Source organism: Pseudomonas sp. A214, from assembly GCF_900156295.1.
GTDB classification, from domain to species: domain Bacteria; phylum Pseudomonadota; class Gammaproteobacteria; order Pseudomonadales; family Pseudomonadaceae; genus Aquipseudomonas; species Aquipseudomonas rhizophila.
This window is the reverse complement of sequence record NZ_LT707062.1, coordinates 3,091,472-3,103,851: the sequence shown is the minus strand read 5'-3', so window position 1 is coordinate 3,103,851 and position 12,380 is coordinate 3,091,472. Positions and strand designations below refer to the sequence as shown.

General features: G+C 55.5%; 9 protein-coding genes, 1 tRNA gene and 2 pseudogenes. 5 read left to right on the top strand and 7 right to left on the bottom strand.

Annotation, left to right across the window (positions count from 1 at the left end; genetic code table 11):
• Positions 1–45 precede the first annotated feature (45 nt).
• From BW979_RS14045 to BW979_RS14025, 4 genes are all read left to right on the top strand, one after another.
• Complete coding sequence (locus tag BW979_RS14045; RefSeq protein WP_076384054.1) at positions 46–375, top strand: carboxymuconolactone decarboxylase family protein; 330 nt, start codon at positions 46–48, stop codon at positions 373–375.
• A 486-nt stretch (positions 376–861) separates the two neighbouring features.
• Positions 862–1,824, top strand: coding sequence for a GlxA family transcriptional regulator (locus BW979_RS14040; protein ID WP_076384053.1), 963 nt, complete (start codon positions 862–864; stop codon positions 1,822–1,824).
• Between the two features lie 1,024 nt (positions 1,825–2,848).
• The gene (locus BW979_RS14030) at positions 2,849–4,126 is read left to right on the top strand and encodes an O-acetylhomoserine aminocarboxypropyltransferase/cysteine synthase family protein (protein WP_054070336.1); all 1,278 of its coding nucleotides are present in this window, start codon (positions 2,849–2,851) and stop codon (positions 4,124–4,126) included.
• Between the two features lie 688 nt (positions 4,127–4,814).
• Positions 4,815–5,351 carry a hypothetical protein gene (locus tag BW979_RS14025; protein ID WP_177345113.1) on the top strand — a complete coding sequence of 179 codons (537 nt, stop codon included), beginning with the start codon at positions 4,815–4,817 and terminating at the stop codon, positions 5,349–5,351.
• On the opposite strand, the pseudogene BW979_RS14020 reads toward BW979_RS14025, so the two are convergent.
• From BW979_RS14020 to BW979_RS13995, 6 genes and pseudogenes are all read right to left on the bottom strand, one after another.
• Positions 5,326–5,532 (bottom strand): annotated as a pseudogene (locus BW979_RS14020) (Arm DNA-binding domain-containing protein); the annotation flags it as partial. The gene BW979_RS14025 and the pseudogene BW979_RS14020 sit on opposite strands and share 26 nt — an antisense overlap.
• Positions 5,533–5,754: 222 nt before the next feature.
• Positions 5,755–5,830: transfer RNA gene (locus BW979_RS14015), tRNA-Gly, on the bottom strand.
• 63 nt (positions 5,831–5,893) lie between these two features.
• Entirely contained in the window at positions 5,894–6,454 is a 561-nt protein-coding gene (gene pgsA, locus BW979_RS14010) for a CDP-diacylglycerol--glycerol-3-phosphate 3-phosphatidyltransferase (RefSeq protein WP_047227859.1), read from the bottom strand.
• A gap of 32 nt (positions 6,455–6,486) precedes the next feature.
• Positions 6,487–8,310 (bottom strand): excinuclease ABC subunit UvrC, encoded by a 1,824-nt coding sequence (gene uvrC / locus BW979_RS14005; protein ID WP_047227858.1) that lies wholly within the window; start codon positions 8,308–8,310, stop codon positions 6,487–6,489.
• A gap of 2 nt (positions 8,311–8,312) precedes the next feature.
• Positions 8,313–8,954 (bottom strand): annotated as a pseudogene (gene gacA / locus BW979_RS14000) (response regulator transcription factor GacA).
• A 127-nt stretch (positions 8,955–9,081) separates the two neighbouring features.
• Positions 9,082–9,516, bottom strand: a complete 435-nt coding sequence (locus tag BW979_RS13995; RefSeq protein WP_076384052.1) for a GNAT family N-acetyltransferase — start codon at positions 9,514–9,516, stop codon at positions 9,082–9,084.
• A gap of 691 nt (positions 9,517–10,207) precedes the next feature.
• On the opposite strand from BW979_RS13995, the gene BW979_RS13990 reads away from it, so the two are divergent.
• A complete protein-coding gene (locus BW979_RS13990; RefSeq protein WP_076384051.1) occupies positions 10,208–11,275 on the top strand; it encodes a 3-deoxy-7-phosphoheptulonate synthase in 1,068 nt (355 codons plus the stop codon).
• Positions 11,276–11,306: 31 nt separating this feature from the next.
• Here BW979_RS13990 and BW979_RS13985 read toward each other — a convergent pair whose 3' ends face one another.
• Complete coding sequence (locus BW979_RS13985; protein ID WP_076384050.1) at positions 11,307–12,368, bottom strand: hypothetical protein; 1,062 nt, start codon at positions 12,366–12,368, stop codon at positions 11,307–11,309.
• Positions 12,369–12,380: the final 12 nt, after the last annotated feature.

Here is a 12,380-nt window from a genome sequence, read left to right as displayed (position 1 = left end):
GAATTTACCTCCACTCCTTAACACCGAACTCAAAGGTACTCCGAAATGCACAACCATCAAGCTGACGCAAACTACATGGGCGACCTGCAAGACGCCGCTCCCGAGATGGTCGCAGCTTTTTTCAACTTCGATAAAGCTGTCTTCAACAAAGATGTCGGCAGCCTTAACCTAGCCACACGGGAGCTGATCGCCGTGGGAGTAGCCGTCACTACACAGTGTTCCTACTGCATTGCCGACCATGCCAAGCGAGCAGTCAACGCGGGTGCGTCGAAGCAAGATGTGGCTGAAGCAATCATGGTGGCGACGGCCCTTCGTGCTGGTGGAGGTATTACCCATGGCTGGCAAGCAATGAAAAACATCGCTGAAACGAAGTAGAGGCCGAAGAGCTTTGCCCAGACCATGAAAACCTAACGATTGAGGCAAAGCGGCTCTATTGTCAGAGAGATCGGGTACGAGCTTAAGGTTGAGCCGCCACCTGCAGCGCAGCCGACGCTCGTTACAATTGATCTCTCTTTTCCAAAGTAGTGACGCCCTGCCAAGCAGCACCGACTGGCAATACGGCGCAATCCTGGTGACTTTGAGCGTTGCGAACTCTCTAAGCCGTCGCGATATCGAAGCTCTCTGCAGCCGTTGCCGAGCTAAATGTCACGCCTATTGCCGCCAGGCAGCGCCTTCTCAACCTGCGTTCGAGGTAGGGCAATTCCTTGTTTTAGCGCTCAGGCAATCCGTCCATCAAAAAATCATGACGATGTTCCGAAAAAGCGCATAGATATCTATTGCGAGAGGGCGATCGAGTGCTCAAAATTGCTCCGTAAGTCGTCAGTGAACGTGTCCAGTCTTTGCCTCTTGGAATAGCTGTTTATGCGCCCCAAATCCATACAGTTCATCACCTACCCGAGCGTAAGTTTGCTTGACTTGGCAGGGCCTCTCGACGTGTTCACGGCAGCCAACCGCTTCTCCCGCCAAAACCATCAACCGTATACGATTTCCATTTTAGCGTTAGATCCAACCACTGAGATATGCTCAAATTTCTCAATAAACACTGAAACGCTGCAAGCAGAAACCTCTTCACCGCACACCTTAATTGTACCCGGCGGACCAGGCATATATGATTTCTGTAAAGACCCGAAGTTCGTCACACACTTCATAAACCATGTAGACAAAGCCGAGCGCCTGATTTCTGTTTGCACTGGTATATTCGCACTAGCCTGCGCCGGAAAACTTGACGGCCGGAAAGCAACCACTCACTGGTCGGCGTACGACGAACTGGAAAGAAACTTTCCATCAATAATAATTAAACGAGGCCCAATATTTATTAATGATGACCACATATGGACATCAGCAGGTGTGACATCAGGGATTGATCTAGCATTATCGATCGTCGAGAAAGATTTGGGACATACCGTTGCGCTGGAGGTTGCTCGATATCTGGTAATGTTCCTCAAACGCCCTGGAGATCAGAATCAATTCAGCTCTTCCCTAACCCTGCAATCGAAGAGCAGTCAATTCTCAGATTTGCATGCATGGATTAGTGAAAACCTAAGCACCGATTTAACAGTACCAGTGCTCGCAAACTTCATGAATATGAGCGAAAGAACCTTCATACGCAAATACTCGGAATCGATGCAAAAAACACCAAGCAAAATGGTGGAACTGCTCCGACTAGACGCTGCCCGCGATATGCTTACAAGCTCAAACAAACCACTCAAAACCATAGCCCAGCACTGCGGGCTAGGTAGCGAATCAACCCTCATCAGAAGGTTTGTGAAGAATTTTGGCATCACCCCCAAGGAGCATCGCGCACGCTTCAATTCGACCGAATAACGTTGCCAACGCTCACAACGCAGCGATATTTTTGGCAAAAAACGCCTTCCCCAATCCTGAGCGTCATCTCACCTATCAATAGCAAAGAGCTAAATAGCTTGATCGCCTTGAAGCAACATCCGCCAAAATCTGGCGGACATGATCAATATTTTGTCATTTCCTCATGAAAAATTTTCTTTAAATTACCCCACCTCAAATAGCCTGTTCAGAGGCGACAGAGACGAAGACTTGGAGATCAAACCTTAGCATCTAACACCGTATAGATAACACGCTTGGATACCTTCCTTCATGTTCAGCGTCAGAGACTCCCCCATGTCCAAACTGGCAATCAACACAATCGAGCTACAAGTAAAAATGGATAACAACCTGCACATGGAGATCTTATCGCGACTAAAAAACATAAAAAGACTTTCGCCACAATGCGTTGAGTACGATCTCACGCAAAGTACAAACCTCAAAAGCTGGATTATAAAATTCACTTGGATTGATGCAGCCTCAATGCATAATCACTTTTCCTCTGAATCATTGCAGACCCTTCTAACGTTATTAACTTCCAGATGTACGAAACTTTACTTTGAAAAAACCTTGAACACTGAAGGGTAAGACTACTCCGCGGCTCTGGGAAGGCGCTGCCACAAACCAAAATCCAAAAATCCTCCGAGCTCCGCATGTACCCACAGTTCGTACGCGGCCCCGATTTGATATGCACTCGCGCATGAGTCCAAGACGATCCTTAAACAGTCGCAGGAAGCAGTTGCCCGCACCTCCTGGCAAAGTCATGACGGCGACTCGTGTCTGGAGATTGTGTGCTGTCTGATCTGCGTTTAATGTCATGCCGCGAACGCGTGATCACCAGAAATGGTGGAACGCCTTCACATAAATTCTGCGCGCAGCGTTGTGGGCGCCCCCCCTTCGGCAGATTTGGACTTACCGGGTCAAAGCACTCGAAAGTCGGCATAATCGACTTCGACAAAAATCTTCGTGCCGCAAAATCCGGAACAATTTAAAGGGATCAATACCAATCATGAAAGACGCCACCATCGCGCTGCACCATGGCTTCAAGTCGGACCCGACCACCAAGGCTGTCGCAGTGCCTATTTATCAGAATGTTGCTTTCGAATTCGATAACGCCCAACACGGTGCTGACCTATTCAACCTGGACGTGCCGGGAAACATTTACACCAGAATCATGAACCCCACCAATGATGTGCTGGAACAAAGGATGGCCGCCCTCGAAGGCGGCGTGGCAGGGCTGGCCGTATCGGCCGGCAGCGCGGCAATCCATTATGCGATCCAAACGTTAACCCGCGCAGGTGACAATATCGTCACCACTCCACAGCTCTATGGCGGCACCTACACTCTCTTCGCACACCTGTTGCCAAGCTTTGGCGTGGATGTGCGTTTTGCCCGAGATGACTCTGCCGAGGCTATCGCCGAACTGATCGACGACAACACCAAGCTGGTGTACTGCGAAAGCATCGGCAACCCGGCGGGTAACATCATTGACCTCGAAGCTCTGGCTGACGCTGCTCACACACGCGGCGTACCGCTGATGGTCGACAACACGGTGGCTACGCCAATCCTGTGTAAGCCGATTCAGTTTGGGGCCGATATCGTTGTGCATTCCGTGACCAAGTACGTCGGCGGACACGGCAACTCCCTGGGCGGTGTGATCATCGACAGCGGCAATTTCCCTTGGACCCAATACCCGGAAAAATTCCCCAGCCTTAACCAGCCCGAGCCGGCGTACCATGATGTGATTTATACCGAGAAGTTCGGGCCCGCCGCCTTCATCGCGCGCGCCCGCACAGTGCCATTGCGCAACACCGGCGCGGCACTGGCACCCATGAACGCGTTCCTGCTGCTGCAAGGCCTGGAAACGCTCGCGCTGCGCATGGAGCGTCACACTGACAACGCCCTGAAAGTTGCGCTATTCCTGCAGAGCCATGCTGAAGTGGAATGGGTCAGCTACGCCGGCCTCCCGGACCATCCTCATCACGCATTGGCACAAAAATACATGCAGGGTAAACCGTCGGCGATCCTATCGTTTGGTTTGAAGGGCGGCTATGACGCAGGCGTGCGCTTCTATGATGCTCTGCAAATCTTCAAGCGGCTGGTCAATATCGGTGACGCCAAGTCTCTTGCCTGCCATCCGGCTTCCACTACCCATCGGCAAATGAACCAGCAGGAACAAGCAAAGGCTGGCGTGAAGCCCGAAATGATTCGTCTGTCGGTAGGCATCGAGGCGATTGAAGACCTTATCGACGATCTGAGCCAGGCGCTGGGCTCGTCTCAAATGTGAGGCGAGAAGGTCGGCTAGGGCGTTATATCCTATCCGCATTGCTCATTCAGTAGGCGGCCATAGGTTCTGCGAAGCCGCAGATGTACTGTGTGGTGATGCCCTTTGCTTGACTACAATCGCCGTATATTCACTGTTCTAAATTTTTCGCGAACGTCGCCAAGTCCCGGAGAAACAGTTCGGGCACCTGGCGCCGTCGCCCTCCTCTGATACCATCGACCCAATCCTAATAATGGCGAGCCCGAAGTACAATATGGCGTAAAAAATCAATAATTTGACATTTTTGCGAGAAGCGAACGTAGCATCATGATAAAAATAGAAATTTTATTTTATAAATTTCATCTATTGATAATAATATCAGATAAATCTGGCCCATAAGAACATTATACAAAAAAACAACCTCGCGGTTTAAAACTTGCAACCCGTCAACGCCGCGGACCTCAACCCCCTGTTTTTTTTCTGCCAAGCTCAAGAGAACTCACACGACGAACAACAACTCCCACAAACACACCAATAAATCACCTCTTCTATAATCATACAAAATATAAATACACCATTACGAAACGATCATCATGTATCTCAACCGTGGCGACAACCCCCTCTCTTTAAGACTCGGGATTCGCAGCACACCAAATAACCATACGTTCACTTGCAAGCTAAGGAGCAAAACATCTCAATGGAGTGATTCGTTATGTACGCAAACCAAAGCTGTAACCTTTATGCAAAACTCTTTTACAGACCCGTTGATGCAGCCTTGCGCTGGTGCAACTTGACCACCTATGAAAGAGAAATACTCGAAGTGGCTCAGCACTGTCCAAGCAGGCTCAAAACTAATTTCCCGCAGTGGCCCTGCCTGCATGTAAACACGGAAAAAATTCTCGATGCCATTCAACATGGGGAGCTCGCTTATGGATGTTTCGGCGTACCGGTGGCCATTGGCACTCCCGTTAATTACGACCACATAACCGTCCGTCACACTGATCTAAAATGTTGGATGTCGCGATATTATCCTGATCAACGACCAGAATTTCTCTTTGGGGAGCCCCTCCATCAAAAAAATGGCATTAGCATTGAAACATACTTAGAATTGCAAGCGGATCGAGAAGCATTGCAAGTAAAACTAAAGGCTTTGGAGGCAGCTCATGAGCAATTACTTAGCGATCTAGAAGCCATTGGACTAGAAAGAAAGAACATACATCACTGTCACGTCGTGTACGCGCTTCTTTGAGGGAGATTTGTGGGTAACAACCCAAGGACATGCGCTTCTGCTTGCCTGCCCAGTAGTAGCGGAAGAGCCAGACTTTTCCGCCGCTGGCCGTCACATTGAGTGTGAGACCATCACTGTCGCCGAGGGTGTAGTCGTTACCGGTGATTCGGGCATGCCGAACTGTCATTTCTGAGAGTGCCATCGCTAGCTCCTGAACAGAGTCAGGGCCAGATGCTCATCTCGCTACACAATCTGCTCCAGCATTAAACCGATTCAGTGCTCGTCAGAATCCTGGACTCAATTCTGGACTTACACGCACCGGATAGTGCTGGATTTCGGTGGTTCCCGCTGGAACGAAAAAAGGGCCTAAAGGCCCTGATTTCAATCACTTACAGAATTCAGTGGAACTCTGTAGCGCAATATTTGGAGCGGGAAACGAGACTCGAACTCGCGACCCCGACCTTGGCAAGGTCGTGCTCTACCAACTGAGCTATTCCCGCGTCTTGGTGTGGCGCATTCTATAGATTCAGATTACGCCGTCAACCCTTTGATTCAAAAAACTTTTATTTCGGGTCTACGTCAGTGCGCAGATGCGGCCAGGCGGCGCGCAGGTACTGAACCATCGACCACAATGTCAGGCCTGCGGAGATCAGCAGCAATGCATAGCCCAACAGCACCCAGAAATTGAAGTTGGCCGGGTTGCCCAGCAGGATCACCAGCGCCAGCATCTGCGCGGCGGTTTTCCATTTGCCCAGGTTCGATACCGCCACCTGGGCACGGGCGCCCAGTTCGGCCATCCATTCGCGCAGTGCCGATACGACGATCTCGCGGCCAATGATCACCGCCGCCGGCAGGGTCAGCCAGAGGTTGCCGTGCTCCTGCACCAGCAGAACCAAGGCGACCGCGACCATCAGCTTGTCGGCCACAGGGTCCAGGAAGGCGCCGAAAGGCGTGCTCTGCTCCAGGCGTCGGGCCAGGTAGCCGTCCAGCCAGTCGGTGGCGGCGGCGAAGGCAAAGACCGAGGCGGAGGCCACATAGCTCCAGTGGTACGGCAAATAGAACAGCAAAATGAAGATCGGGATGAGCAGGACGCGGAGTACGGTAATCAGATTTGGGATATTCATCGGCACAACTGGCTGCGAGGTTGACGGGCATTCTACTCGCTATGCAGGCTTGCATAAATCGACTCAGCGAGCTTTTTACTGATACCGGGAGCTTTGGCTATCTCTTCGATGCTGGCACGAGACAGCTCCTGCAATCCACCAAAATGTTTCAATAGATCGCGACGTCGCGTCGGCCCGACCCCTGCCACACCTTCCAGCGTCGATGTACGGCGGGTCTTGCCCCGGCGGGCGCGGTGTCCGGTAATGGCGAAACGGTGTGCTTCGTCACGGATCTGCTGGATCAGGTGCAGCGCCGGCGAATCCCCTTTCAGGGTGAACTCATGGGCCGCATCGTTCAGGTACAAGGTCTCGAAGCCGGCCTTGCGGGTTGCGCCCTTGGCCACGCCCAGCAGGATCAGGTCGGGGACCATCAGCTCGTTCAATACGTCGCGGGCCATGGACAGCTGGCCTTTGCCGCCGTCCACCAGCAGGATGTCCGGCAGCTTGCCCTCCCCGTCCTTGAGCTTGCCGAACCGGCGCATCAGCGCCTGATGCATCGCCGCATAATCATCGCCCGGGGTAACGCCCTCAATGTTGTAGCGCCGGTAATCGGACTTGATCGGGCCCTCCGGACCAAACACCACACAAGAGGCCACGGTCGCTTCGCCACTGGAGTGACTGATGTCGTAGCACTCCAGCCGCTGCGGCGGCTCGTCCAGGTTAAGGACATCGGCCAAGGCATCGAACCGTGCCGCCACATGCTGGCGGTTGGCCAAGCGTGCGCCAAGGGCCTGTTCGGCGTTGGTCACGGCCAGTTGCTGCCAGCGCGCCCGGGTGCCACGCACGCGATGGCTGATGGTCAGTTCACGACCACGAAGCTTGTCAATGGCCTCGACCAGGGCTGGGAAGTCTTCGTGGACCACATTGACGATCAACTCGGCAGGCAGGTCGCGTTCCGGGCTGCTGATGTAGTACTGGCCCAAAAACGCCGCCATGACTTCGGCCACGTCTTCCTCGATACCCACCTGGGGAAAGAAGTTCTTGCTACCCAGCACCCGACCGCCGCGCACGCTGATCAGGTGAACGCAGGCGCCACCCGGGTTGATGAACGCGGCGATCACGTCAACGTCGCCGCTGCCACCTTCCATGCTCTGCTGATCCTGCACGCGGCGCAGCAGCCCGATCTGGTCACGCAGCTCGGCAGCCCGCTCAAACTCAAGATTGACCGCCGCGTCCTCCATCGCCGCCGACAGTTCGTCGGTCAACGCATTGCTGCGACCTTCAAGAAACATCACCGAGTGGCGCACGTCTTCGGCGTAGACCTGGGGTTCGACGAACCCGACGCAAGGCGCCTTGCAGCGTTTGATCTGATATTGCAGGCATGGTCGGGTACGGTTCTTGTAATAGCTGTCTTCGCATTGGCGAACGAAGAAGGTCTTCTGCAGCAGACTCAGGCTTTCACGGATCGCCCCGGCGCTGGGGTAAGGGCCGAAATACCGGCCTTTGGCCTTCTTGGCCCCGCGGTGGATGCTCAGACGCGGAAATGCCCCGTCGGACAGGAACACGTACGGGTAGGACTTATCGTCACGCAGCAGAATATTGTACGGCGGCCGCCATTCCTTGATCAGCGTCTGCTCGAGCAGCAAGGCCTCGGTTTCATTGGCGGTGATGGTGGTTTCGACTTGCGCGATGCGCCCCACCAGGGCGGCGGTCTTTGGCGCGAGGCCGGTTTTACGAAAGTAGCTGGCCAGACGCTTCTTGAGGTTCTTGGCCTTACCGACGTAAAGCAGACGCGCATCGCTGTCGAACATGCGATAGACGCCTGGGCGACCGCTGCATGTGGACAGAAAAGCACTTGGATCAAACAGTTCAGTCATTATCAGGCGCTGGCATCGACCATGCCGTGGCGCACCGCCAGCAGCGTCAACTCGACATCGCTGCTGATCGACAGCTTCTCGAAGATTCGGTAACGGTAGGTGTTGACGGTTTTAGGCGACAAGCACAGCTTATCGGAGATGATCTACACCTTTTGGCAACCGACAATCATCAGGGCTATCTGAATTTCCCGCTCCGACAGCGCATCGAAGGGCGATTCATTGGTCGGCTGGAACGACTTGATTGCCAACTGCTGGGCAATTTGCGGGCTGATGTAACGCTGACCGGCAAATACCAGGCGAATGGCCTGAACCATCTCGTTCAAGCCGGCGCCCTTGGTGAGGTAACCCGCAGCGCCCGCCTGCAGCAAGCGAGTCGGGAACGGATCTTCTTCACACACGGTCACCGCGACCACCTTGATGTCCGGGTGGCTGCGCAGCAGTTTACGCGTGGCTTCAAGACCGCCGATGCCTGGCATCTTGACGTCCATCAGTACCACGTCGGGTTTCAGTTCACGCGCCTTGATAAGGGACTCTTCCCCGGATTCAGCCTGACCAACCACCTGCAGACCGTCGATATCAGCCAGCATTCGTGTAATGCCCGTACGGACGAGATCATGGTCGTCGACCACTAACACCCTAATCAAGCAGACACCTCACGATTTGGTCTTATTTGGGTTGCCCAACACCTTAGCAAAAACCATCCGGCAGACCTAGCGCAAAGGGACATATAAAAGTTACAACGCGTCTTTCACAGGCACGCAATCCGAGGCCTCAAGCCCTGGCGGCCCGTTCCATCCTCAGGAAACATTCATCCTCGCCGACCACCTGCAGCCCCATGCGCTCGTAGAGCACCCTGGCCGGATTGTTCTTGAAAACCGTCAGGCGTAACGCCGGGCGACGCTCCTGCATCATCATGTCCCAAACCTGACCGATCGCCCAGGTGCCGGCGCCCTGCCCCCGAAACGCCTCGGCAATCTGTAGCTCCCGGATATACAACGCCCGGGCATCACGACTCAGGCTCACAAAACCCAACGCTTGCCCCTCGCGGCAGATGATCCAGTTCTGACGAATGATCCAGGCCAGATCGAATGCTTCGTCCTGCCATAACAAATCATGGTGCAAGTAATAGGGAAGCATGTTGATGCACGTCAGTTGCCGGGCAAAGGCGATGTCCTCGGCCGTTGCCGCACGCCACTGGAAACTCATGTGTACCTCTTCAAAGCATGGTCACCCATACGACTGAGCCCGATAACCGTCGGGCACCGCAACTCGCTCAGGCCGAAAGCCAGATCGAGAGAAGGTGCAAACCCAAAGTTTGTCATAAAGCCCGCCGGACTCAAGCCAGGATGAACAATCACATGCCCACGATAGAATTTTCTGATTGAACCGGCCCGCCCTGCTCTAGTAAGCTCAGGGCCATTCATCGGAGACAGACCATGTTCAACGCCCTCGCATCGCTTCAAACCGCCAGCGCCCAGCGCTCGGTTGCGGCTGCCTGGGCGAACAGTGTTCAGACTCCGGTCAGCTTTTATTTTGGGTATTGGTTTAGCCACTGGCGCGCCTGATACCCAACCGGCGCCCAATTTAAACGGGTCGCCTTCCAGAGTTTTCTAACCCCCGGTCGGCCTCCCGACCGGGGGTTTTGTTTTTTCAGCCCCACACATTTTGCGACACCAGACAAACTTGAGGATTGAGCCATGAACTACGCCACTTATTACCGTTACGACAGTTTTTCCGCCTGGCGATTTACCAGCCACCGCTCGGGACAGCCTGCCGCCTCCGATCGGTCACCTACCGGTGGCAAGCCTCAGTTGCGGGCCAATACGGCCAATTGTCGAACACCCCAATAGGGCCGGCGCGCGGGAATGAACCCGCTGCCCGCCCAGGAAACCAGATCATGAATTCGTCCGTCTCTGCTTTGCCGCTGTCCACGCTCAACCCCGCCAATGAAGCCCTGACCCTGCGTCTGCCCAGCTCATTGCAACTCAAGCAACAGTTGCCCCTCAGCTCGGCGCTGAGCCAACAGGTCAATGTCCATCGCCAGGCAATCCGCGCGATTCTCGACGGTGAGGACTCCCGCCTGCTGGTCGTTGTCGGCCCCTGCTCCATCCACGACCCGAAATCGGCCCTCGAATACGCTGCCAACCTGGCGCGCGTGGCCCATGAAGTCAGCGACAGCATGCTGCTGGTGATGCGCGCCTACGTGGAAAAACCCCGCACGACGGTAGGCTGGAAAGGCCTCGCTTACGACCCTGGCCTGGATGGCAGCGATGACATGGCCGGCGGCCTGACGCTGTCCCGGGAACTGATGCGCGAAATGCTCCAGTTGGGCCTGCCGGTGGCCACTGAACTGCTGCAACCCATGGCCGCCAACTACTTCGATGACCTGCTCAGTTGGGTCGCCATCGGCGCGCGTACCACCGAATCGCAGATCCACCGGGAAATGGCCAGCGGCCTGGGCATGCCGGTCGGTTTCAAGAACGGCACGGACGGCGGTGTTGGCATCGCCTGCGATGCCATGCGCTCGGCAGCCCATCCTCATCGACATTTCGGCGTCGACAGCCAGGGGCATCCGGCGATCATCCAGACCCAGGGCAACCCCGACACTCATCTGGTGCTGCGCGGCGGCCATCGCGGGCCGAACTATGACCGCCAGAGCGTCACACAGATACACAATGACCTGACCCGCCTGAAAATACCGGCCCGGATCATGGTGGATTGCAGCCACGCCAACAGCGGCAAAGATCCGTTGCGCCAGCCTCAGGTGTTCAACGACGTCCTGGAACAGCGCCTGCAAGGAAACCACTCCCTCATCGGCATGATGCTGGAAAGCCACCTGTTCGAAGGTTGCCAGTCGTTGGGCCCGTCGCTGCGTTACGGCGTATCGGTGACCGATGGCTGCCTGGGTTGGTCGTCCACCGAGCAACTGCTGCGTCAGGCCCATCGCCAACTGGTGTCGGCCTGAATCCTGAAAGCGCCCTCCCCAGCGAGGGCGCTCAGCTTTTTGTCTCGGAGCGAACCTGGACGGTGACCCACTCCGAATGCTGGCTCACATCGTCCAGGCGCTCGACCTGATAAAACAAGTGCACCGACCTGCCGCGCTGGTCCTGCCAGAACGCCGCAGGCACTACAAAGGTTAGCGCTTGACCTGCCGTCGCCGCGGTGATTTCGCGCTCGGCGACATGCGCGTAACTGCCGTTGCACTGCAACCAGACCAGCTCGCCAGCCTCAAGCCCGGCATCGTCGATGACGACACTCACCCCTTCCTGTAACCCGTCGACATCCAGCCCGCCCGCGTTCAATCCCGCAATCCGCGGCGCTTTCAGAGCAGGACGTCGCAAAGGCCCCAGGTGCAACGACATGGGCTCGGCGCGACGCACCGAATGTCCGCGCCGGACGACATAGGTCAGGCTCAGGCTTTGACCCTCATGAGGGGCAATCAGCGAATGATCGATCCAGAACGCTACCTCGCGGCCGACGGCATGAGCCTCGATATCCAGCACATCGCGCCAAACGGCCCTGGAATCGTTGCTGGCAATCAGGATCAACCGGTCGCCGACGGCCATTCTGGAATAGGGTTTGATGGTCACGCACGTTCCTTCGGGCACCCGCGCCGGGTCCAGGCTGCCGCCCACGGCATCGTTGGCAACGGCGGCCGGCAGTTGCAAGGAAACATCGCCGATATCCAGTTGCAAAGGCTGGGAGACCAGCGTGGCCGGCAGCCGTTTGCTCGTCACTTGGTAGCTGATCTCCAGCGAGCCGCCGTCCAGCTCGGTGATATGCGGCTCGCGCACAACAAAAACGACATCTCGCCCCACATGTCGCTCAGTGATGAACCTTCGCACTTCATGCCGATAGGGTTCGGCGTCTGAATTGAGTCCGTGCCAGAACAGCAGCACCTCATCTCCGCACGTCATCATTGGATATGGCTTGACGGTGATGACGACCTTGCGCCAAGCGGGGTTGATCACCCCTGCCGTGGCCGCTGCCAGAAACGGGGCCGGCAATTTCGTCAGGGGTGCGAGCCGGGCTCGCGGGGCAGATGGGTAAGTGGTCATACATAGGCTCCA